The organism is Cupriavidus cauae, from assembly GCF_026210475.1.
Taxonomy (GTDB): Bacteria; Pseudomonadota; Gammaproteobacteria; order Burkholderiales; family Burkholderiaceae; genus Cupriavidus; species Cupriavidus cauae.
The window spans coordinates 3,051,240-3,073,728 of sequence record NZ_CP080293.1 but is presented as its reverse complement, the minus strand read 5'-3'; the positions used below and the strand labels follow the sequence as shown (position 1 = coordinate 3,073,728).

General features: G+C 67.7%; 20 protein-coding genes, 1 tRNA gene and 1 pseudogene. 10 read left to right on the top strand and 12 right to left on the bottom strand.

Annotation, left to right across the window (positions count from 1 at the left end; all coding sequences use genetic code 11):
* Nucleotides 1-10: 10 nt before the first annotated feature.
* The 5 genes and pseudogenes from bcsB to glpK all read right to left on the bottom strand — a co-directional run bounded on the left by bcsB (nt 11) and on the right by glpK (nt 7,161).
* Nucleotides 11-2,344, bottom strand: a pseudogene (bcsB, locus tag KZ686_RS13715) (cellulose biosynthesis cyclic di-GMP-binding regulatory protein BcsB).
* Nucleotides 2,345-2,832: 488 nt separating this feature from the next.
* Nucleotides 2,833-3,216 carry a hypothetical protein gene (locus KZ686_RS13710; RefSeq protein WP_053822121.1) on the bottom strand — a complete coding sequence of 128 codons (384 nt, stop codon included), beginning with the start codon at nt 3,214-3,216 and terminating at the stop codon, nt 2,833-2,835.
* Nucleotides 3,217-3,299: 83 nt separating this feature from the next.
* Entirely contained in the window at nt 3,300-3,689 is a 390-nt protein-coding gene (locus KZ686_RS13705; RefSeq protein WP_226107599.1) for an MliC family protein, read from the bottom strand.
* 82 nt (nt 3,690-3,771) lie between these two features.
* Nucleotides 3,772-5,382 carry a glycerol-3-phosphate dehydrogenase/oxidase gene (locus tag KZ686_RS13700; protein WP_265632631.1) on the bottom strand — a complete coding sequence of 537 codons (1,611 nt, stop codon included), beginning with the start codon at nt 5,380-5,382 and terminating at the stop codon, nt 3,772-3,774.
* 180 nt (nt 5,383-5,562) lie between these two features.
* Nucleotides 5,563-7,161, bottom strand: a complete 1,599-nt coding sequence (glpK, locus tag KZ686_RS13695) for a glycerol kinase GlpK (RefSeq protein ID WP_265632630.1) — start codon at nt 7,159-7,161, stop codon at nt 5,563-5,565.
* 92 nt (nt 7,162-7,253) lie between these two features.
* Between glpK and KZ686_RS13690 the strand changes: the two genes are divergently transcribed.
* Together KZ686_RS13690 and purU are read left to right on the top strand one after the other, a co-directional pair.
* On the top strand, nt 7,254-8,150 hold the full coding sequence (locus KZ686_RS13690) for an NUDIX hydrolase (RefSeq protein ID WP_265632629.1): 897 nt from the start codon (nt 7,254-7,256) through the stop codon (nt 8,148-8,150).
* A gap of 84 nt (nt 8,151-8,234) precedes the next feature.
* Nucleotides 8,235-9,101: a formyltetrahydrofolate deformylase gene (gene purU / locus KZ686_RS13685; protein ID WP_149319792.1), complete on the top strand. Its 867-nt coding sequence runs from the start codon at nt 8,235-8,237 to the stop codon at nt 9,099-9,101.
* 61 nt (nt 9,102-9,162) lie between these two features.
* On the opposite strand, the gene KZ686_RS13680 is transcribed toward purU, so the two are convergent.
* Nucleotides 9,163-9,930, bottom strand: a complete 768-nt coding sequence (locus tag KZ686_RS13680) for a DeoR/GlpR family DNA-binding transcription regulator (protein WP_149319793.1) — start codon at nt 9,928-9,930, stop codon at nt 9,163-9,165.
* 207 nt (nt 9,931-10,137) lie between these two features.
* Between KZ686_RS13680 and KZ686_RS13675 the strand changes: the two genes are divergently transcribed.
* The 7 genes from KZ686_RS13675 to waaC all read left to right on the top strand — a co-directional run bounded on the left by KZ686_RS13675 (nt 10,138) and on the right by waaC (nt 17,827).
* Nucleotides 10,138-11,349: an ABC transporter ATP-binding protein gene (locus KZ686_RS13675; RefSeq protein ID WP_150082662.1), complete on the top strand. Its 1,212-nt coding sequence runs from the start codon at nt 10,138-10,140 to the stop codon at nt 11,347-11,349.
* A gap of 4 nt (nt 11,350-11,353) precedes the next feature.
* Nucleotides 11,354-12,520, top strand: coding sequence for an ABC transporter ATP-binding protein (locus KZ686_RS13670; protein WP_265632628.1), 1,167 nt, complete (start codon nt 11,354-11,356; stop codon nt 12,518-12,520).
* Nucleotides 12,517-13,398 (top strand): carbohydrate ABC transporter permease, encoded by an 882-nt coding sequence (locus tag KZ686_RS13665; protein ID WP_023265145.1) that lies wholly within the window; start codon nt 12,517-12,519, stop codon nt 13,396-13,398. Before KZ686_RS13670 ends, KZ686_RS13665 begins: the two co-directional genes overlap by 4 nt.
* Nucleotides 13,391-14,212: a carbohydrate ABC transporter permease gene (locus tag KZ686_RS13660; RefSeq protein WP_149319796.1), complete on the top strand. Its 822-nt coding sequence runs from the start codon at nt 13,391-13,393 to the stop codon at nt 14,210-14,212. The genes KZ686_RS13665 and KZ686_RS13660 overlap by 8 nt, the downstream gene beginning before the upstream one ends.
* 27 nt (nt 14,213-14,239) lie before the next feature.
* Nucleotides 14,240-14,548: a DUF2160 domain-containing protein gene (locus KZ686_RS13655; RefSeq protein WP_174107149.1), complete on the top strand. Its 309-nt coding sequence runs from the start codon at nt 14,240-14,242 to the stop codon at nt 14,546-14,548.
* Nucleotides 14,549-14,741: 193 nt separating this feature from the next.
* Nucleotides 14,742-16,493 carry an ABC transporter substrate-binding protein gene (locus KZ686_RS13650; protein ID WP_223819522.1) on the top strand — a complete coding sequence of 584 codons (1,752 nt, stop codon included), beginning with the start codon at nt 14,742-14,744 and terminating at the stop codon, nt 16,491-16,493.
* 350 nt (nt 16,494-16,843) lie between these two features.
* Nucleotides 16,844-17,827 (top strand): lipopolysaccharide heptosyltransferase I, encoded by a 984-nt coding sequence (gene waaC / locus KZ686_RS13645; protein WP_265632627.1) that lies wholly within the window; start codon nt 16,844-16,846, stop codon nt 17,825-17,827.
* Nucleotides 17,828-17,994: 167 nt separating this feature from the next.
* Here waaC and KZ686_RS13640 read toward each other — a convergent pair whose 3' ends face one another.
* Together KZ686_RS13640 and KZ686_RS13635 are read right to left on the bottom strand one after the other, a co-directional pair.
* Entirely contained in the window at nt 17,995-18,201 is a 207-nt protein-coding gene (locus tag KZ686_RS13640; protein WP_149319798.1) for a hypothetical protein, read from the bottom strand.
* Between the two features lie 195 nt (nt 18,202-18,396).
* A complete protein-coding gene (locus KZ686_RS13635) occupies nt 18,397-19,143 on the bottom strand; it encodes a hypothetical protein (protein ID WP_149319799.1) in 747 nt (248 codons plus the stop codon).
* A gap of 216 nt (nt 19,144-19,359) precedes the next feature.
* Here KZ686_RS13635 and KZ686_RS13630 point away from each other — a divergent pair, with 216 nt between their 5' ends.
* Entirely contained in the window at nt 19,360-19,929 is a 570-nt protein-coding gene (locus KZ686_RS13630; protein WP_322784870.1) for a DUF1801 domain-containing protein, read from the top strand.
* A 211-nt stretch (nt 19,930-20,140) separates the two neighbouring features.
* Here the strand turns inward: KZ686_RS13630 and KZ686_RS13625 are convergent.
* From KZ686_RS13625 to KZ686_RS13610, 4 genes are all read right to left on the bottom strand, one after another.
* Nucleotides 20,141-20,215, bottom strand: a tRNA-Val gene (locus tag KZ686_RS13625).
* Between the two features lie 139 nt (nt 20,216-20,354).
* Nucleotides 20,355-21,080 carry a DNA polymerase III subunit epsilon gene (dnaQ, locus tag KZ686_RS13620; protein WP_149319817.1) on the bottom strand — a complete coding sequence of 242 codons (726 nt, stop codon included), beginning with the start codon at nt 21,078-21,080 and terminating at the stop codon, nt 20,355-20,357.
* A gap of 10 nt (nt 21,081-21,090) precedes the next feature.
* The gene (rnhA, locus tag KZ686_RS13615; protein ID WP_149319818.1) at nt 21,091-21,540 is read right to left on the bottom strand and encodes a ribonuclease HI; all 450 of its coding nucleotides are present in this window, start codon (nt 21,538-21,540) and stop codon (nt 21,091-21,093) included.
* A gap of 141 nt (nt 21,541-21,681) precedes the next feature.
* Nucleotides 21,682-22,485: a class I SAM-dependent methyltransferase gene (locus KZ686_RS13610; protein WP_149319819.1), complete on the bottom strand. Its 804-nt coding sequence runs from the start codon at nt 22,483-22,485 to the stop codon at nt 21,682-21,684.
* Between the last annotated feature and the right edge of the window lie 4 nt (nt 22,486-22,489).

Genomic DNA, 22,489 nt, shown 5'->3' with positions numbered 1-22,489 from the left:
CGCTGCCATCTCAGCCTCCGTTGCGCCGCGCCGCCAGCCTGGACAGCGCCCAGAACGCGCTCAGCGCCACGGCTAGGCCGGCCAGGATGCCGGCGATGCCGAGGAAAACCGGATGCGAGGACACCCGCACCCACACCCGCGCATACCAGGGGAAATCGCCGACGAAATAGCGCTCGCCGAGCCGCAGGCCTTCCACTTCCTTGGCGCGCACCACCGTCAGGTCGCCGCGGATCTGTGCGACCTTGGTCGGATCGTCCAGGGCATCGAGCACGTCGCCGAGCCGGTCGGCCTCGGTCGCGGTCACCGCGACCACGCTGTGCCGTTCGCGATAGGGCGATTCGAAGCCGACCAGCGCCGCCAGCGGGCCGTCGGCCGACAGGATCGCGCGCCCGGCCGGCGTCATCGACTCCGGCTCGCCGTCGCCGAGCCAGTTCGACCACGCGCTGGCGCGCTGGTCGCGCAGTGCCATCTCGGTCTTGCCGCGCGCGATCATCAGCGGCAGCGACTTGCCCCAGCGCGCCAGCAGCTCGCCCGCGCTGCCGTTGCCGACGATCAGCAGATTGCGCTGGCCGACCGATTCGACGTCTTTCGCCGGCACCACCGAAACGCGCAGCGCCGGCAGCCCGGTCCAGCGGCCCATATGGCCGAGCAGCGTCAGCAGGGCCTCCTGGTCGATCGCACGCGGCGCGTCGGGCAGCACCACCGCGGTATCGGCCAGATCGGCCAGGCGCGTGAACGGATAACCGCTGTTGGCGAAGAAGGCCAGGTTCGGCATCGCGGCGTAGTGCGCGAAGCCGCTGAAGTCGATGCTCGAATCCGGATCGATCGCCGCGCGGGCGACCTTGGCCGGCGTCGAGGCGCACAGGCCCGTCTTCTGCGAATCCAGGTGGAAACGGAACTGCATCTGGTTGTCGCTGCCGACGCGGAAGGCCGGCACGCGGATCTCGTTGGAGACCACCGCGTCGCTGCCCGACAGCAGCGGCACGCTGACCAGATTCTCGTCGTCGCTGCCCGACAGCGGACGCAGCCGCTACGAGCGCACGAGCTGCTCGTTGATATCGACGTTCAGCACCGAGTCGTTGTAGGTCGATGGTGCCGTGTAGCGGTATTTCAGGTTCAGCGGCACGCTGCGCTGGTTCCAGCCGTACAGGTCGGCCGGCACGCGCAGGTTGACGCGGATGGCCTGCGGGTCGTTGCCCGAAACCTGCAGCTGCTGCGGATCGGTGACCAGCTCGCGGAACAGCACCGGGCGATGGACCGGCGCCCAGTTCGGCGCGTCATACGGCGCGCGCGGCGGTCCGAGGTCGACGGTCTGAATCAGTGCCTGACGGCCTGCCATTGCCGCCTTGCCGAGCACCAGCGCATTGGCCGCCGTCTGCAGCTCCTCGGCATTGCGGCCGGCGATCACCAGCAGCTTGTGGTCGGGGCTGTTCGGATTGGGCATCACCGTGACGGACGGCCCGGCGATCTCGCGCAGTCCGAGCGCGGCCGCGGCAGGGCCGGGCAGGGTCAGCATGATCGCGTGCTGGCCCTCCGGGGCGCTGCGGGCCACCGGGAAGCGCGCGCCGCGGTAGTCGGCCAGCGCGCCCAGCCACGACGCCACCACGCCGGCCGCGCGCAGCGTCGCCATGTCCGCGTTCTCGGCGAGCACGAACGGCACGGTGACGCGGCGATTGTCGCGGCGATCGAAGAAGGGCAGCGGCAGCAGCGCCAGATTGTCCGGCAGCCGCAGTGCGGCGGTGGTCAGCGTCAGCGTGCTGTTGGCGCTGATATCGGTCCACAGCGCCGAATGCGCGGCGTCCTCGCAGTGATCCACGGTGTAGTGGCCGATGAATTCGATGGCGAGCCGATTGAAGTCGGTAAACAGCCGCGGCTCCAGCGCAATCTCGCGCGTGACCTGCTGGCCCGCGCGATTCGCTTCCAGCGGCAGCGTGGCGACGACCTCGTCGTTGAGCTTGACCTTCAGATGCGACAGCTGATAGATCAGCGACGGCGAGTAGGTGTAGTGCAGCCGCAGCGTGGCGCTGGTAACGACCTCGTCGGCACGGATGCCGACGTTGAGCACGCGTTCGGGATCCAGCCCGCGCAGCGCGATCGGGCCATAGGCGCCCATCTCGGCGACCGTCAGGGTCTGGCGGCGCGCCGGCGTGCCGGCCGGCGCCGCTGGCGCGCTGGCGGCGGACGTGGCGCTGCCTCCGTTGCTGCTCGGGCCTTCGATTGCCGTAGCGGGGGAAGCGGGTTGGGAGTGCGCCGGCGGCAAGGCCAGCGCGGCCAGAAGGCATGCCGTGGTCAGCATGGCGCCACGTCGGCGCGGCGTGGCGGCGGTCAGATCGATCCTCGTCATCAATGCCAAATAAACGATGAACGCCCGTGTAGCGTCCGTCTGGCCATGTTCCCCTCGATAGCAGCGGCGGGGGCGGCGCTCTGTGGCAATACGATGCGCCTTGTCCGGCGGAGTCTACACCAATGTGTTTGGACGACCGCTGCGGCGGGATGGCGGCGCGCAATAAAAACGTCCGCCTTGCGGGCGGACGTTGGATCGTTGCCACATGGGGCGTGGCCGACGGCGAGACGGTCGCGGAGGCCGCCGGCCACGTCCGCGGATCAGTGCGCGAACAGCCAGATCAGGACCAGCACGAAGGCCGGTACACCCAGCAACCAGGCGAGGATATAAGGCATGGTTTCGCTCCTTGTCGTGAACTCCATGGCTTCACTATAGGGAGCGGGGGCGGGGCCTACTGTCGGGACCCCTCCGCTAGGTTTGTAGGACTGGGCCGACCGGGTGTCCGACTGTCTGTGCCCCCTGCGGCCCGTTTTCGGCGGGTTTGCGGCTCAATCCTCGTCATCCTCGCTGTCGAGGAAGTCGCGGCGGATCATCCAGTTGCGGATGGCCTCGTCGCAGACCTTCTTCAGCTTCTGGCGGTCGGGCAGCTTGTCGAACAGCTCGAAATTGACCAGCGCCATGCCGGCATCGGTGATGTAGAACAGGCGTGCGGGATCGTCGTAGTGGACGATGCGGCCGTCGATGCCGGACTCGTCGCTCTCGGTGGGCATGTCCTCGAGCTCCACCACGCGGCAGGTGAAGCGCGGGCTGCGGGTATGCGTCAGATACTCGAATTCGTCGTGCATCACTTCGCCCCCCTTGCCGGTGGCGATGGCGAAGCCCCAGATGAAGCGGGGCATCGGCAGATCGGACAGATCGTCTATCTCGTCCATGGTGTTCTCCCTGATTCGATGACCCGCATTATCGCTCGGACACCATGGCCGCGCCCACCCTCCGCGCGTCTGGCGCGGCGCGCTTATCGCTGCGCGTGGCAATTCGCGTAGACGGGAGGCGCGTTTTCGCCCTGCGTGATGTCCTGCAGCATCGCGTCGTCGCCCCTGGTCCACCAGACATGCTGGCCATGCGCATAGCGCGCGCCGGACGCGCTCAGCACGGTGACGAACAGCAGCGGCTTGCCGTCGAGCCGCAGGATCGCGATCTGGTTGTCGGGGCTGTTGAAATAGCGTGCGGTCAGCTGTTTGCCGCCGTCGCAGCGGTAGCGCACGGTGACCGGCGGGTCGAAGCGTACGCCATCGATGCCGGGGCGGGCCTGTGCCGGCGCGGTGAAGGAGACCGCCGCAATCAGCGCGGCGCAGGGCATCAGCGCGGCGCGGCGAAGGGAAAAGGACGGACGGGGGAAGGGCATGGCCATATCGGTTGGTTCCTGCAGCGAAGCGGTAAAAGGCAATCGATGAAGGGGCGCCGGCACATGAAGCGCAACGTCCCGCTCAACGTCCCGCGCCGCCATCGAGCCGGTAGCTTGCCGCGAGGCTGCGCAGACTGTCGATCTCCGCCTGCTGCCAGGCGGCATCGTGGCCCAGCTCTTGCGCGAGGATCGCGGCCACGCGGGGGGCCGCGGCCTCGGCGGCGCGGGCATCGAGGAACAGCAGCCGGTTGCGGCGCGCCACCACGTCCTCGACCTTGCGCGCCAATTCGTAGCGCGCGGCGAAGCGGACATGCGCTTCGGTCAGGCCCGATTCCGGCGCGATCACGTTGTCCGCGCCCGGCAGGCTGCGCAGCAGACCGAGGTCGCCGCCATAGTAGCGGTCCGGCGCGTTCAGGTTGGCCTGCTGGCCGGCCCACGCGCCGGCGCCATGCAGCGGCAGGTCGGCGGTCACGCAGGGCGCGGCGCGCAGCATCTGGCGGCGAATCGCGGTGTCCACCACGTCCTCGGCCATCTTGCGATAGGTGGTCCATTTGCCGCCGGTCACCGTGATCAGGCCCGCTTTCGATACCACGATGGTGTGTTCGCGCGACAGCGAGGCGGTCGAGCTTTCGCCGGTCGCCTTGACCAGCGGGCGCAGTCCGGCCCAGACACTGGTGACATCGGCGCGAGTGGGGTCGCGCGACAGATAGCGCGCCGCCGTCTCGAGGATGAAGTCGACGTCGTCGTCCTCGGCGCGCGGCTCCAGCGGCAGGTCGCGGCGCGGCGTGTCGGTCGTGCCGACGATCGTGTGGCCGTTCCAGGGCACCAGGAACAGCACGCGGCCGTCGTCGGTCTTGGGCACCAGGATCGCGCGATCGCCCGGCAGGAAGCTGCGCGGCAGCGTCAGGTGCACGCCCTGGCTGGGCGCCACCATCATCTGCGCGCGCTCGTCCTCCATGCGCCGCACCGCGTCGACCCAGACGCCGGTGGCATTGATCACGCACTCGGCATGCAGCGTCAGTTCGGCGTCGCCGAGCTCGTCGCGCACGGTAACGCCGCCGACCACGCCGGCCTGCATCACGAGCCCGCTCACGCGGGCATAGTTCAGCGCGATGCCGCCCAGATCGAACAGCGTGCGCATCAGGGCGATCGCCAGGCGTGCGTCGTCGAACTGCCCGTCGAAATACAGGTTCGCGCCGCGCAGCGGGCGGCCGCCGACATGCTCGGCCAGCGTCGGCGCCGCGGCCAGCGCCTCCTGGTGGTTCAGCCAGCGGCTGTCCATCAGGTTGCGGCTGCCGGCCAGCATGTCGTAGACCTTCAGGCCGATGCCGTAGAAGGGCTGGTCGAACAGCTGATAGGCGGGCACCACGAAGCCGAGCGGCCACACCAGATGCGGCGCGTTGCGCGCCAGCATGCCGCGCTCCTGCAGGGCCTCGCGCACCAGCCCGATATTGCCCTGGGCCAGGTAGCGCACGCCGCCGTGTACGAGCTTGGTGGCCTTGCTCGAGGTGCCCTTGGCGAAGTCGGCGGCCTCCAGCAGCAGCGTGCGATAGCCGCGTGCGGCGGCATCGACGGCGGTGCCGAGCCCGGTTGCGCCGCCGCCGATCACGATCACGTCCCAGCGGCGCTCGCGCTCCAGCGTGGCGAGCAGCGCCGCGCGATCCGGGGGCAGGGTAGGGTTGGGTGTCTGCATGGCAAGGAAGAGCGGTGCGAATCGGGTCGGTGGTGGCGGTTCTTCGGCGCGTCGGCGGATTGTGGGGATCGTCGGCGGGGCGTCGGAGGCGGTCGGTTATGGGCGGCTATCGGCGGCTGTCGGCGGCTGTCGGTGGTTATTGGCGCTTGATGGCGTTGTTGGCGTATCGAGGCAACGCGCTCAGCCGGCCGGCGAGGCACTGGCTGATGCCCCATCGTCCCGCGCCCAGTCGCGCGCGCGCTCCACCGCGCGATGCCAGCGCGCGAGCTGGCTCTCGCGTGCATCGGCCGACAGCCGCGGCTCGAAACGCTGTTCGATCTGCCATTGGCTGGCCAGTTCCTGCTGGTCGCGCCAGAAGCCGCAGGCAAGGCCCGCCAGATAGGCCGCGCCCAGCGCGGTGGTTTCGGTGACGCGCGGACGCACGACCGCGGTGCCCAGCAGATCGGCCTGCATCTGCATCAGCAGGTCGCTGCGCGAGGCGCCGCCATCGACGCGCAGCTCGGCCAGCGCGATGCCGGCGTCCTTCTGCATGGCATCCAGCACGTCGACGCTTTGCAGCGCGATCGCCTCGAGCGCGGCGCGCGCGATCTGCGGACGACCGGTGCCGCGCGTGATGCCGATCAGCGTGCCGCGCGCAAACGCGTCCCAGTGCGGCGCGCCGAGGCCGGCGAAGGCGGGGACCAGCACCACGCCGCCGGTGTCGTCGCATTGCCGCGCCAGCGGCTCGACCTCGGGTGCGCTCTGGATGATCTGCAGGCCGTCGCGCAGCCACTGGATCGTCGCGCCGCCCATGAAGACGCCGCCTTCGAGGCAGTATTGGGTGCTGGCTTGCGCCGTGCCTTGCGCCGGACCTTGCCCCGTGCCGCCGGAGCCCGCGCCAAGCTGCCAGCCGATCGTCGTCAGCAGCCGGTTCTGCGAGACCACCGGCGCCGAGCCGGTGTTCATCAGCAGGAAGCAGCCGGTGCCATAGGTGTTCTTGGCCATGCCGGGCGACAGGCAGGCCTGCCCGAACGTGGCTGCCTGCTGGTCGCCCGCGATGCCGGCGATCGGCAGTTCGGCGCCGAACACGCGTTGCGAGGTACGCGCGACCTCGCCGCTGGATGGCACCACGTCGGGCAGCAGGCTGCGCGGAATGTCGAGCAGCGCCAGCAGTTCGTCGTCCCAGCGGAATTCGTGGATGTTGAACAGCATCGTGCGCGACGCGTTGGAGACGTCGGTGACATGGCGCGCGCCATCGGTCAGCTGCCAGATCAGCCAGCTGTCGACGGTGCCGAAGGCCAGCTCGCCGCGTGCCGCGCGCTCGCGCGCGCCGTCGTAGTGGTCGAGCATCCAGCGCAGCTTGGTGCCGGAGAAATAGGCGTCGATGACCAGGCCGGTCTTCGCGCGGAAGCGCTCGCCATGGCCGTCGCGCTGCAGCGCCTCGCACATCGGCGCGGTGCGGCGGTCCTGCCAGACCAGTGCGCGGCCGACCGGCTCGCCGGTGCGGCGGTCCCACAGCACCGCGGTCTCGCGCTGGTTGGTGATGCCGATCGCGCGGATCTGGCCGGCCGACACGCCGGCGCCGTTCAGCACTTCGTGCGCGACCGCCAGCTGCGATTGCCAGATCTCGTAGGGATCGTGCTCGACATGGCCGGGCTGCGGATAATATTGCCGGAACTCGCGCTGGGCGATCCGCACCACATTGCCGGCATGATCGAACAGGATTGCCCGCGAACTGCTGGTGCCCTGGTCGAGCGCCAGGATGTATTCGCCGCGCGCTGGCGTCGTGCTGTCGGTCATGGCTGCCATCCTGCTGATTTCGATTTCAATGATTCCGTGGTTTCGTACCGGGACCCGTACGGAGAACGCCCTTGCCGGGCGCCAATATGCCGATGTCCGATTCCCTCGACCTTGCCCAACACATTGCCGCCGACCTCGCCGCGGACCTCGCCACCAGGCTCGCGGCCAACCTCGCCGCGCGCTCGCGCTTCGATCCCGCGCGGCATCTGCGGCTGACCGTGGAGGGCCGGCAGGTCGGCTGGCTGCCGCGCCGGCATGCGCGGACGCTGCGCAAGCTCGAAGGAGCGGAGGGCATCGACTTCGCCGTGCTGGGCGCCGAGAGCGCGGACGCGGTCGCGTTGTTGCCGGACGTGCAGGGCTTCGAGGCCCGCAGCGCGGCACTGGCCAGGCTGGCCCGCCGGCTGGCCGCGCATAACCTGCTGCGCGGCTGGCGCGACGAGCCGTTCGCCGTCACGCCGGCGCTTGCTCACCCGGCCTTCGCGACGATCGAACGCGCCGCCGCGCGCTATTTCGGGCTGCTGACCTTCGCCTCGCACATGAACGGCATCGTGGCCGGGCAGCGCGCGCTGTGGATCGCCCGGCGAAGCGAGAGCAAGGCGGTCGATCCCGGCATGTGGGACAACCTGGTCGCCGGCGGCATGCCCCACGGCAGCGACCCGCTGGCGACGCTGGTGCGCGAATGCGACGAGGAATCGGGCATTGCGCCGTGGCTCGCGGCCCAGGCGCAGGCCCATGGCGAGGTGCAGGTGCTGCGCGAAATCGACGAGGGCGTGCAGTGGGAAACGGTCTATCTGTACGACCTGGAACTGCCGGCCGACTTCGTGCCGCACAACCGCGACGGCGAGGTCGCCGAGCACCGGCTGGTGGGGCCGGACGCCGCCCTTGCTATCATGGCGGATGGCGCGATGACGCTCGATGCCACGCTGGTGACGCTCTGTGCGCTGCGCCGGCGCGGCTGGGCGCCGCCGGTACCGGGCTTCGCCGCCTAGCGCGATCTCGCCGTACCGGACCCCGTACGAGGCCCTGCAAGGCGGCCGGCCCGCCGGACGCGCCCCCTCCAGAGAACACCAACGATGAGCAATCCAGGCTTTATTCTGACCATTTCGTGCCCCGATCAGCCGGGCATCGTGCACGCCGTTTCGGGACTGCTGTTCCAGCACGGCTGCAATATCGTCGATTCGGACCAGTACGGTGACGAGTACACCGGCCGCTTCTTCATGCGCGTGCATTTCACCGCGGCCCCGGGCGGTCCGGAGCTGGGCACGCTCAAGAGCGCGTTCGCGCCGGTCGGCGAGCAGTTCTCGATGCAGTGGGAGCTGTTCGATGCCGCGATTAAGCCGCGCGTGATGATCATGGTGTCGCGCATCGGCCATTGCCTGAACGACCTGCTGTTCCGCGCCAAGAGCGGGCAGCTGCCGGTCGAGATCGCCGCGATCGTGTCGAACCACCGCGATTTCTACCAGCTGGCCGCGTCCTACGACATTCCGTTCTTCCATCTGCCGCTGATGAACGCATCGGCCGAACAGAAGGCCGCGCAGGAGGCCAAGGTGTTCGAGGTGGTGCAGGACCAGAAGATCGACCTGGTCGTGCTGGCGCGCTACATGCAGGTGCTGTCGAACGACCTGTGCCGCAAGCTCGAGGGCCGCGCGATCAATATCCATCACTCCTTCCTGCCCAGCTTCAAGGGCGCCAAGCCCTACTACCAGGCGCATGATCGCGGGGTCAAGCTGATCGGCGCGACGGCCCACTACGTGACCGCCGACCTCGACGAGGGCCCGATCATCGAGCAGGAGATCGAGCGCGTGGACCACAGCATGGACCCGGACCAGCTGACCGCGGTCGGCCGCGACGTCGAGTGCGTGGCGCTGGCCCGCGCGGTCAAGTGGCATGCGGAACATCGCATCCTGCTGAACGGGCACAAGACGGTCGTCTTCAAGTAAGCACGGCCCTGCCCCTCTCCCCCGAGCGGAAGAGGGGCAGGGCGCAGGCCGGGCTCCGGCCTTATTCCCCCGCCACCACACACTTCACCCCGCTGTCCGCAACGATCTGCTCGAACGGCGCCCGCAAGGGCTCGTCGGTGAAGAGCCGGTCGATCTGCGACAGGTGCGCCAGCTCGACCATCGCCTGCCGGTTGAATTTGGTCGCGTCGGCGGCCAGCCAGACCTCGCGCGAATGCTCGATGATCGTGCGCGCGACCTTGACCTCGCGGAAATCGAAATCGCGCAGCGTGCCGTCGGCCTCGATCCCCGAGATGCCGATCAGCCCGATATCGACCTTGAACTGGCCGATGAACTCGACCGTGGCCTCGCCGACGATGCCGCGGTCGCGCGAACGCAGCACGCCGCCCGCGACGATGACCTCGCAGTCCTGGTTGTCGGCCAGGATATTGGCGACGTGCAGATTGTTGGTGATCACGCGCAGGCCGCGGTGATGCACCAGCGCGCGTGCGATCTCCTCGACCGTGGTGCCGATGTTCAGGATCAGCGAACAGCCCTCGGGCACCGCGGCGGCCACCGCGCGCGCAATGCGCGCCTTGCCTTCGGCATTGAGCAACTGGCGCTGGCGATAGGCGATGTTCTCGGTGGTCGAGCCATCCATCCGCACGCCGCCGTGAAAGCGCGCCAGCATGCCGTTCTCCGCCAGCAGATTGACGTCGCGCCGGACCGTTTGCAGGGTCACGCCGAACTTGCGTGCTAGCTCTTCGATGGAGGCGAAACCCTGGCTGCGGACTTCTTCCAGAAGAGCGGTCTGGCGGGGATTGAGCGTCATGCCGGGATTCTAGTTCAAACAAAAACGAAAACAAATGACGCATTGCACTATTGTTTTTTGTTCGCTTCTTTACTAAAACGAGCAGGCAAGCAATCGATGCGCGCCGGTGTTCCCTTTTGCGTCCCGTTCTGTGTCCGCTGATCCCGCGACCTTCCTTCGGGCCGAACGATGCCGCGCGCCGGGCAGCAGAACCCTGACGGAGACCGGATGCAGCTCAGACTGGAAGGCATCGCGCAGCAGGCAGGTTCGCAGGTCCATCTCTATCCGATGTCGCTGGCGCCGGTCCCGGGCGCGGTGACGATCCTGCTCGGGGCGACGCAGGCGGGCAAGACATCGCTGATGCGGGTAATGGCCGGGCTCGACCGCCCCAGCGCGGGGCGCGTGCTGGTCGACGACGCAGACGTGACCGGCATGCCGGTACGCCAGCGCAATGTGTCGATGGTCTACCAGCAGTTCATCAATTACCCGTCGCTGACCGTGTTCGACAACATCGCCTCGCCGCTGCGGCTGCGCGGCGCCGCGGAGATCGACCGGCAGGTGCGCGCACTGGCCGCGCGGCTGCACATCGACCATCTGCTCGAGCGCCATCCCGCCGAGCTGTCCGGCGGCCAGCAGCAGCGCGTTGCGCTGGCGCGGGCGCTGGCCAAGGGCGCGCCGCTGATGCTGCTGGACGAGCCGCTGGTCAACCTCGACTACAAGCTGCGCGAGGAACTGCGGGAGGAACTGGCCCAGTTGTTCGCGCAGGGCGACGCCACCGTGATCTACGCGACCACCGAGCCGGCCGAGGCGCTGCTGCTCGGCGGCCATACCGCGGTGCTCGATGCCGGCGAGCTGCTGCAATACGGGCCGACGGCCGAGGTCTTCCACTATCCCGACTCGCTGCGCGTGGCGCGCGCGTTCAGCGATCCGCCGATGAACCTGATCGCGGGCGAATGGCGCGACGGCGCCGTGCATCTGCCGGACGGCATCGAGGTGGCGCTGCGGCCCGATGACGGCGCCATCAGCAGCGCCATTAGCGGCAACGGCGCAGTCGGCGGCCCCGCCGATCGTGCCGGCGATGCGCTGCAAGGCTATGCCGGGCCGGTCACCGTCGGCGTGCGCGCCGGCACGCTGTGGCTCGATGGCGTCTCCGACCGGCACGACGAGCTCGCCGTCGGCGTGCCTCGCGCGCGCGAAGGCGTGCCGCTGCCGGGCCGCGTCGCGCTGGCCGAGCTGTCCGGCTCCGATACCTTCGTGCACGTCGACACCGCGGTCGGCAACCTGGTGGCACAGGTGCCCGGCGTGCTGGAACTGGCGCTCGGCGAGACGGTGACGCTGCGCCTCGATCCGTCCCAGCTCTATCTGTTCGATGCGCAGGGCCGCTGCGTTCGCGCACCGCGCCGCCAGCATCTGCGGCGCGGCAACGGGCAGGGGAACTGAGGCCATGGCCCGCATCGACCTGGACCTGGCCCACGCCTACGGGCCCAATCCGCGCAGCGACGAGGACTATGCGCTGCTGCCGCTGCGCTTTACTTTCGACGACGGCGGCGCCTATGCGTTGCTCGGACCGTCGGGCTGCGGCAAGACCACGCTGCTGAACTGCATCTCGGGACTGCTGCGGCCGTCGCAGGGCACCGTGTCGTTCGACGGGCGCGACGTCACCGGCGACTCGCCGCAGGCGCGCAATATCGCGCAGGTGTTCCAGTTCCCGGTGATCTACGACACCATGACCGTCGGGCAGAACCTGGCCTTCCCGCTGCGCAACCGCGGCGTGCCGGCGGCCCAGGTGCGCGAGCGGGTGGGGCAGGTGGCCGAGATGCTGGACCTGTCGGCCGTGCTCGACCGCCAGGCCAGCGGGCTGTCGGCCGATGCCAAGCAGAAGATCTCGCTGGGGCGCGGGCTGGTGCGGCACGATGTCGCCGCCATCCTGTTCGACGAGCCGTTGACGGTGATCGACCCGCACCTCAAATGGCAGCTGCGGCGCAAGCTCAAGCAGATCCACCGCGAATTCCATCTGACGCTGATCTACGTCACGCACGACCAGACCGAGGCGCTGACCTTCGCCGACCAGGTGGTGGTGATGTCGCGCGGCAAGGCGGTGCAGGTCGGCACCGCGGACGCGCTGTTCGAGCGGCCCGCGCATACGTTCGTGGGGCATTTCATCGGCTCCCCCGGCATGAACTTCCTGCCGGCGCGCTGGCGCGACGGCTGGATCGAACTGGCCGGACGACGCTATGCGCCGCCGGCGGACGAGGCCATCGCGCAGCGGCTGCAGGCGGCCGGCGCGTTCAAGATCGGCGTGCGGCCCGAATACCTGCGCCTCGCCCGGCCCGACGACGAACAGGCGGTGCCCGCGGTGATCGAGCGCGCGCAGGACATCGGCACCTACTGGATCGCGGCCGCGCGGCTGCAGGACCACGCTGGCGGCGCAGGCGTCGAGGGAACCGATGGCATCGTTGGCACCAATGGCATCGTTGGCGCCGATGGTTCCCCGCTGCTGCGCGCCCGGCTCGGCGACGAGGCCGCCGCGCTGCGGCCCGGGGAGACCGCGTGGTTCTCGGTCTTCCACCGCCATACCTGCTATTACGTCGACGAGGAGCTGGTCCGATGAAGCCGATCAACCAGAAGGCGTGGCTGCTGGTGTTGCCGGTGGTCGTCTGCGTCGCGTTCTCGGCGATCCTGCCCTTGATGACCATCGTCAACTACTCGGTGCAGGACATCATCTCGCCGGAGCGGCGCGTGTTCGTCGGCACCGAATGGTTCCGCGCGGTGCTGCGCGATGGCGAACTGCACGACGCGCTGCTGCGGCAGCTGGGGTTCTCGCTGGCGGTGCTGCTGGTCGAGATTCCGCTGGGCATCCTGCTGGCGCTGTCGATGCCGGCGCGCGGCTGGAAGGCGTCGGCCGTGCTGGTGATCGTGGCGCTGTCGCTGCTGATTCCGTGGAACGTGGTCGGCACCATCTGGCAGATCTTCGGCCGCACCGACATCGGCCTGCTCGGCGCCGCGCTGGCGGGTCTGGGCTTCGATTACAACTACACCGGCAACGCGCTGGACGCGTGGCTGACGGTGCTGGTGATGGACGTCTGGCACTGGACGCCGCTGGTCGGGCTGCTGTGCTACGCCGGCCTGCGCGCGATTCCCGACGCCTACTACCAGGCCGCGCAGATCGACGGCGCCTCGCGCTGGGCGGTATTCCGCCATATCCAGCTGCCCAAGCTGCGCGGCGTGCTGATGATCGCGGTGCTGCTGCGCTTCATGGACAGCTTCATGATCTACACCGAGCCCTTCGTGCTGACCGGCGGCGGCCCCGGCAACGCCACCACCTTCCTGTCGCAATACCTGACGCAGAAGGCAGTGGGGCAGTTCGACCTCGGCCCGGCCGCGGCGTTCTCGATCGTCTATTTCCTGATCATCCTGCTGCTGTGTTTCGTGCTCTACAACTGGATGCAGCGCGCGGGCACGGTCGCCGAGGAGGTTCCCCATGCATGACCCGGCCTCGCGCGGCGGCTGGTGGCGCGCCGCCTTCCTGCTGGTCTATCTGCTCTTTGCGATCCTGCCGATCTACTGGATGCTCAACATGTCGTTCAAGACCAACGACGAGATCCTGTCGACGCTGTCGCTGTGGCCGGCGCAGTTCACGCTGGAGCACTACCGCACCATCTTCACCGATTCGTCCTGGTACTCGGGTTATATCAACTCGCTGATCTATGTCGCGCTGAACACCGTGATTTCGGTCACCGTGGCGCTGCCCGCCGCGTATGCGTTCTCGCGCTACCAGTTCATCGGCGACAAGCACGTGTTCTTCTGGCTGCTGACCAACCGGATGACGCCGCCGGCGGTGTTCCTGCTGCCGTTCTTCCAGCTCTATACCAGCGTCGGGCTGATGGACACGCACCTGGGCGTCGCGCTCGCGCACCTGGTGTTCAACGTGCCGCTGGCGGTGTGGATCCTGGAGGGCTTCATGTCCGGCGTGCCGCGCGAGATCGACGAGACCGCCTATGTCGACGGGTATTCGTTCCCGCGCTTCTTCCTGACGATCTTCCTGCCGCTGATCAAGGCCGGCGTCGGCGTCGCGGCGTTCTTCTGCTTCATGTTCAGCTGGGTCGAGCTGCTGCTGGCGCGCACGCTGACCTCGGTCGACGCCAAGCCGATCGTGGCGACGATGACGCGCACGGTGTCCGCCTCCGGCATGGACTGGGGCGTGCTGGCCGCGGCGGGCGTGCTGACCATCGTGCCCGGCGGCATCGTGATCTGGTTCGTGCGGCACTACATCGCGAAGGGCTTCGCGATGGGCCGCGTCTGAGCGGGGGTGGCGATGGAAACGACGGCCATGTTCGGCTGGATGGTGTGGACCACGCCGGTCGCGGTGTTCTTCGTTTGCGTGGTGCTGATGCTGATCGGCATGACGATCTGGGAGCTGCGCTCGCCGACGCGCCTGCGCAAGGGCTGGCTACCGATCGCCACCACGCGCGGCGACCGGCTGTTCATCGGCCTGATGTGCGCAGCGTGGATCAACCTTGCATGGGTGGGCCTGGGCGAGGCGATGATGAACTGGTTCTCGCTGCCGGAGGAGCCGTCGGTGTGGATCAGCTTCGTGCTGTCGATGGCGGTGCTGGCGCTGGTGATGCGCAAGGGGTGAGCCCGCGGGCGGATTTTCCGGGCGGATGTCCGGCTTGTATTGCCGAGGTTCAGAGGTGCATTGGGTGCTTGGGTGATTTGGGTGAATTGGGTGATTTGGGTGATTTTGGTTGGTATTCGCAGGTAGCGCGGCTCAATCCTTCCCCGGCCGCGACCCGCAACGCTATCGGGAAGGACCATTCGAGGAGACATCGATGACAGCGCTGAAGCAACGGGCAAGGCTTGCGGTGAAGCTGGTGGCGGTGGCCGCCGCGCTCGCCTGCGGCCATGCCGCCTGGGCGGGAGAGGCCGAGGCGAAGAAGTGGATCGACAACGAATTCCAGCCCTCGTCGCTGGCGAAGGACAAGCAGCTGGCCGAGATGAAGTGGTTCATCGACGCGGCCGCCAAGCTCAAGGCCAAGGGCGTGACGCAGGTCAACGTGGTGTCCGAGACCATCACCACGCACGAGTACGAGGCCAAGACGCTGGCGCGCGCCTTCGAGGAGATCACCGGCATCAAGGTCAATCACGACCTGATCCAGGAAGGCGACGTGGTCGAGAAGCTGCAGACATCGATGCAGTCGGGCAAGTCAATCTACGACGGCTGGATCTCCGATTCGGACCTGATCGGCACGCACTATCGCTATGGCGCGATCCTGCCGCTGACCGACTACATGAACGGCGCCGGCAAGGAATTCACCAATCCGGATCTCGACATCAAGGACTTCATCGGCACCAAGTTCACCACCGCGCCGGACGGCAAGCTGTATCAGCTGCCGGACCAGCAGTTCGCCAACCTCTACTGGTTCCGCGCCGACTGGTTCGCGCGCAAGGACCTGCAGGAGAAGTTCAAGGCCAAGTACGGCTATGACCTTGGCGTGCCGACCAACTGGTCCGCTTACGAGGACATCGCCAACTTCTTCACCAACGACGTCAAGGAGATCGACGGCAAGAAGGTCTACGGCCATATGGACTATGGCAAGAAGGATCCGTCGCTGGGCTGGCGCTTCACCGATGCGTGGCTGTCGATGGCCGGCACCGCCGACAAGGGACTGCCCAACGGCATGCCGGTCGACGAGTGGGGCATCCGCGTGGCCGCGGACAAGTGCACGCCGGTCGGCGCCTCGGTCGCGCGCGGCGGCGCCACCAACAGCCCGGCGGCGGTCTACGCGCTGACCAAGTACGTCGACTGGATGAAGAAGTACGCGCCGCCGCAGGCGATGGGCATGACCTTCTCCGAGGCCGGCCCGGTGCCGGCGCAGGGGCAGGTCGCGCAGCAGATCTTCTGGTACACCGCCTTCACCGCCGACATGACCAAGAAGGGGCTGCCGGTGGTCAACGCCGACGGCTCGCCGAAGTGGCGCATGGCGCCGTCGCCATATGGCCCGTACTGGAAGCAGGGCATGCAGAACGGCTACCAGGACGTGGGCTCGTGGACCTTCTTCAAGAAGACCGATCCGAACCGCCTGGCGGGCGCGTGGCTCTACGCGCAGTTCGTGACCTCGAAGACGGTGTCGCTGAAGAAGTCGCTGACCGGGCTGACGTTCATCCGCGACAGCGACATCAACCACGAGTACCTGACCAAGAACGCGGCCAAGTATGGGGGGCTGATCGAGTTCTACCGCAGCCCGGCACGCGTGGCGTGGACGCCGACCGGCACCAACGTCCCCGACTATCCGAAGCTCGCGCAGCTGTGGTGGAAGAACGTTGCCACGGCGGTGACCGGCGAGAAGACCCCGCAGGCCGCGATGGACAGCCTGGCCGAGGAGATGGATCAGGTGATGGCGCGGCTGCAGCGCGCGGGCATGGCGACCTGCGCGCCGAAGCTCAACCCCAAGGGCGATGCGGCCAAGTGGCTGTCGGATGAACACGCGCCGTGGAAGAAGCTGGCCAACGAGAAGCCGAAGGGCGAGACGATCGCCTACGAGAAGCTGCTGCAGGCCTGGAAGGAGGGCAAGGTGCGGTGAGATGGCGCCGGACGGGCCGCTTGGCTCATCTGGCCGAACTGTCTCGTCGGATTCGTCTGGCCACCTGGGTGGCGGGCCGGGCTAGCTGGTTTGGGCGGGCTCGGCTCGGGTGGGCTGGGCTTGGGTGGGCTGGGCCTGACCTGGTTGGCCTGGCCGGTTCGGCCCGGTCTTGCCGATGTCGTTCTCCCCTCTCCCGCCCGCGGGAGAGGGGCCTGGGGAGAGGGCAGCCGCTCGCCTTCCCCCCGGTCCAATTTCCCCGTTACGTCCCGAAACGTTGACCCGCCAGCCTCTGGTGCATACTACGGCCTTCGCAAAACTCAGCCCCGCGGCGAAGGCCCGTTCCTGCACCCATGAAGCGCATCCTGGTTATCAAGATCACCTCCCTCGGCGATATGGCACACACGCTGCCGCTGATCTGGGATCTGCGGCACGCCTATCCCGAGGCCAAGATCGACTGGGTCGCCGATGCCTCCTGCGCCGATATTCCCCGCTGGACGGTCGGCGTCGACCGCGTGATTTCGCCCCCGCTGCGCGGCTACAAGAAGTCGAAGCAATGGAAGGACCTGCGCGCGATCTTCGCCGCGGTGCGCGAACTGCGCCGTGAAAAGTACGACGTGGTGCTGGACGTGCATGGCGTCTACAAGAGTGCCATCGTCGGCTGGCTGGCCCGCACGCGCCGCCGCTTCGGCTACGCCGCCAAACACCTGGGCGAAGCCCGCGCCGAGATGTTCTACACCGACATCTTCGCGCCGCACGGCGATGCCACTGCCCGCCACAAGATGCGCCTGGTCGCCGCCAAGGCGCTTGGCTACGAACTCGACCCGAAGGAACACTACGAACTGCGCATCCCGGCTCCGGCCGCGCCGCTCAATACCGACGGCGTACCGCGCGCGATGCTGTTCCACGCGACCTCGCTCGAGATCAAGAAATGGCCGCCCGAACGCTGGATGGCGGTCGGCCGCGAACTGACCGCCCGCGGGTACCGCGTGCAACTGCCCTGGGGCTCGCCGGCGGAAAAGCAGCAATCCGAAGTGCTGGCGCGCGGCATCCCGGACGCCGAGGTACTGCCGAAGATGACGATCACCGAATGCGCGCAGCGCGTCGCCGCCGCGGACCTGGTAATCGGCACCGACACCGGCTTCGTCCACCTCGCCCATGCACTGGGCAAGCCGTCGGTGATGCTGTTCACCGCGACGTCGCGCGAGCACTTCGGCATTTCGGAGCCCGGCCGGGCGGTGTCCATCGGCAATGAAGGCGTGGTGCCGGACGTGCCGGAGGTGATCGGGGCCATCGATCAGGTGACCGGCAGGGTGGGATCACCGGCAGCTGTTTGACGGTAGTGCGGGCCTCCCGGACGGGTTTGCCTCAGCCAGTCCCTAACAGTCTTTCTATCAGTTGTTTGGTCAGGTTACCCGGTCCCATGCCGACAAGGTCGCTGCCATCTTCGACCAGCTTGCCGAACACGTAGCTGTATTGCCCACGCGGGCTTGGCGCTCTCGGGTCAATTTCCGCCACGGCTGGTGTCCTCGTCGACCATGGCTTGCGCCTGTTCAAAGCTCCGGTTGATATCGTGTTCCGTCATGGCGCGGATCGTCCTGACGTAGGGAAGGAGTATTGGCGGAACCGGACTCGATCGATACGACGAGTCTCGGAGCTTTGCATTGACGCGCAGGATCAGCGCTGGAGGGAAATAGCCGGATCTGGTCACGATCGCCTCGTCTTGGTTGAGGTCTGAAACGGTGGCCAGTGTGGCGGTACGGTCGCAATCGGGCTATCGGAAAACCGAGCGGACACTCAAAAAGCGGCGACACAGAGTTTAACGGCGTCCATTTGGGACGGCTTGCGTCCCACGGCGTATGCCATGCCGCCACGGCATATAGCGGCGGCATGGCGTGTCATCACGTTATCGCGTACCCACAAACAGCACGCCCGCCGACCGGTCCGAAGTCGTGCCGGCGGCGATCAGGCCGCGGTCTTCCGCGCTGTAATACGCGACGCCGCTCATTTTCTGCCCCGGGCGGGCACAGGGCGACGGACCGAACGTCACGGTGATGTCGTAGGCGTTGCCACGCGCGCGCGGCTTGGCCACGCCTTCGATGCGGCAGCCGGACGCGCCCGCGCCGCTGATCGTGCCCGAAGTGGCCACCGTAATGGTCGCCGACTCGCCGCCCTCCGGAATCACCGACGTACCGGTGTAGGTGCCGGCCAGCGTCGCCAGCGACGGCGTCAGTTCGTAGTTCTTGTCGTAGGTGCTGGTAAAGGTCGCGGTCTGGCCCGTTGCCGGATAGCGGACGGTGCCGTTCAGGTTCCCCTTGGTCGCGTAGGTGCCGTTGACCGCCACGTCGAAGATGCCGCGCGACGACACGCTGAAATCCTTGCCGTCGTTCGACGTGAAGCTGCCATTGGCGGCATTCAGCTTGCCCTGGACCACGCCGAGCGAGACCGGCGCCAACGAGGTGTAGATCATGTAGTAGGTGCCATCGTCGAGCACGAGGCCGGCGATGTCCTGGTTCGCCGAAGTCTTGCCCGTGTACAGGCCTTCCGCAGGGGAGGTGGCCGGCTGCGGAGCCGGGCCGTCATCGTCTCCGCCGCCACCGCCGCAAGCGGCGAGCGCCAGTGCCAGGGAGGCAATCAGCAGGGTCTTGTTCATGGATTTCTCGAAGGGTGTCTTTGTTTTTTATCGGGATGGCGCCCCGGCATTGCACCGGGGCGCGGCAATCTTAGAGGCAGGCCGCGGTGGCCGCTATTCCCGATTGGTGGGGGGGGCGCTGGACCTTCGAGCGGCGCTGGGTTGTTGGGGGCAGACGTTTGACCTAGGATCGGACCGGTTCAGTGCCGGACGCGCGTCGCGCTGGGAGGGAAGACGATGGCAAACAAGACATCCACGAAAGCGGGGAAGGCCGGGGAGAAAATCGACGTGAAGACCGAGGTGACGGCCGCGGTGAAGACCACGGCGAAGGCCGCGGCGAAGCCGGCCGCGAAACCGGCAGCAAAGGCGGCCGGGAAACCCACAGCAAAATCGCCGCCCGACGGAAAGCCGGTCCTGCTGTCGGGCGGCAATCCTCAAATCCCGAAGGGCGACGGCGATGGCCCGGTGCAGGCCTACATCGCTGCCATGCCCGGCTGGAAGCGCGACCTCGGGCGACGACTCGACGCGCTGATCGTGCGCACCGTGCCGGACGTGCGCAAGGCAGTGAAATGGAATTCGCCGTTCTATGGCGTGGAGGGGCAGGGCTGGTTTCTCAGCTTCCATTGCTTCACGCGATACGTGAAGGTGGCCTTTTTCAAGGGATCGTCGCTGCGCCCGCTGCCGCCCGGCGAATCGAAGGACCCGAATACCCGATATCTCGACATTTACGAAGCCGACGAGATCGACGAGAAGCAGGTAGGCGACTGGATACGGCAGGCGGCGGAATTGCCGGGGTGGGTGCCGTAACCCGGCGATTTGGGCGCTGCGACCGCGCGGTGCCACGGCTTTCGTTGCGTGGCCCATCGGTCAAGTGAGGATCGGAGTCCAGGTCGCAATGGCAAATTGCGGCATCGGACCGATTGCAGGGGAGAGGGTAGAAGGGGGGCAGAAATCGCAGGATCGTGCGCCCCGACCCCGGAAATGAGAAAAGCCAGCGCAAGGCTGGCTTTTCGTATTCTGGTGGGTGGTACAGGGATTGAACCTGTGACCCCTGCCGTGTGAAGGCAGTGCTCTACCGCTGAGCTAACCACCCCTGCCGCTGCGCTTGAACTGCCGTGCAGCAGAGAAAGCGAGATTATGTCAGGACCTTTGTATCTTGTAAAGCCCTTCGGCGAATTTTTTGCGTTGCGGCGCTGCCTCCGACCCTGCCTGCGGCCCGTGGCGGCAGGGCGTCATGCCGCCTCTTCCAGCGGCGGCGCCTCCTGCCATACCGTCTTGCCGCCGCTGGCCTTGTCGAGGTCCTTGAGCACCGCGGCGTGGGCCGCCAGTTCGTCCTCGCTCGGCTCCAGCACCGGCAGGCGCAGCGCGGACAGGTCGGCGGTGGCGACCGCGGCCGGGCCGGCGCCCGCGCTGGCGTCCATCATGTCGATCACCAGCGAGTTCTGGCCGCGCGTCATCGCCAGGTAGACCTCGGCCAGCAGCTCCGCGTCCAGCAGTGCGCCATGCAGGGTGCGGTGCGCGTTGCTGACGCCCAGGCGTTCGCACAGGGCGTCGAGCGAGTTGCGCTTGCCGGGGAACATCTGGCGCGCTTCGAGCAGCGTATCGATCACGCTGCCGACATGCTTGCGGAACGGCGGCAGGCCGAGCCGCTGGAATTCCATGTCGAGGAAGCCCAGGTCGAACGCGGCGTTGTGGATGATCAGCTCGGCGTCCTGGACGAAATCGCGGATCTCGTGGACGACCTCGGCGAACTTGGGTTTGTCCGCCAGGAATTCCACCGTCAGGCCGTGCACCGCAATCGCGCCGGCGTCGATGTCGCGCTCCGGGTTGATATAGAAATGCAGGTTGCGTCCGGTCAGCCGCCGGTTGACCAGCTCGACGCAGCCGATTTCGATCAGCCGGTCGCCGGTGGCGGCGTTCAGGCCCGTGGTTTCGGTGTCCAGTACGATTTGTCGCATGGCGGGCATTCTACTCAACCTGGGCGCCGGTGAGGGAGGCGACACCGCGATTGGCCAGCGCGTCGGCCCGTTCATTGCCCGGGTGACCGTTGTGGCCGCGCACCCAGTGCCAGGTGACGTCGTGCTCGGCGGCAGCGGCGTCGAGCGCCTGCCACAGGTCGGCGTTCTTGACGGGTTTCTTCTCGGCGGTCTTCCAGCCGCGCGCCTTCCAGCCGCGGATCCATTCGGAGATGCCTTTCTGCACGTATTGCGAATCGGTCCAGACCTGCACCTTGCACGGCCGCTTCAGCGCGCGCAGCGCCTCGATGACGGCGGTCAGCTCCATCCGGTTGTTGGTGGTATTGGCCTCGCCGCCGAACAGCTCCTTGACGTGGCCATTGGCGACGAGCACGGCGCCCCAGCCGCCGGGGCCGGGATTGCCTTTGCAGGCGCCATCGGAATAGATCGTGACTTCTTGCATCGATGAAGGTTGGGAACCGGTGCGGCGGGACGGCGCCGCGGGCCGGGCGTCCGCCGGGGCGGACAAGGTTGGATTCAGTGCCGGGCCGGCACGGGCTCGGCAGCGGGCGGGGCGGGGCCGCGGCGCTGGCCCCGACTTTCGTTACTTCTCTTCGCCGGGCGCCTTGCCGTGCGTGCCGTTGGGCGTGGCGACCGGGGCCGCCACCGGCGCCAGTGCGGCCTTGGGCGTCTTCCAGGCCGGCCCGACCAGGCGGATGTTGCGCACGCGCTTGACCGCCGACAGCATATAGACCGCGCCGAAGATTGGCCACCAGCGATCGCCGGCCTTCTCCATGAACGCGGCGCGCTGCAGCCAGCGGTCGGTGCGGTAGGGCGGACAATAGCAGCCGAAGCGGCCGCGGATGATATCGAAGCCGAGCAGCTTGAGCCAGTCCTTGATGCGAACGAAGCCGATCGACTGGGCGTCGGTCGGCAGGAAGGGATCGGCGCCGAGCCGGTTCAGGCCCTGGCGCGCGCCCCACAGGCTCATCGGATTGAAGCAGGACACCACCACGCGCCCCTCGGGCATCAGCACGCGCGAGACCTCGCGCAGTACCTCGTGGGGATCCTCGGAGAATTCGAGCACGTGGGGCAGCGTGACCAGGTCGAGGCTCTGCGTATCGAAGGGCAGCTCGTCGAAGCGGCACAGCACCTGGGCACCGGGGGCGCTGCCCGTCTCCGCGGCGCGCGGGCCGTGCGGGCCGCTGCGGGCGTCCAGCGCCAGGCCGCCGAACGGCATGCGGTTCTCGCGCAGGGTGTCCAGCACCGGCATGCCGAGCTGGATCGCGTGATAGCCGAAGATGTCGGCCACGGTGCGGTCGTACTGGCCTTCCTCCCAGCGCAGCATGTACTGGCCGGGCGGGGAGGCCAGCCAGTTTTCCCAATCTATAATCGGACGCTTGGACATAGGA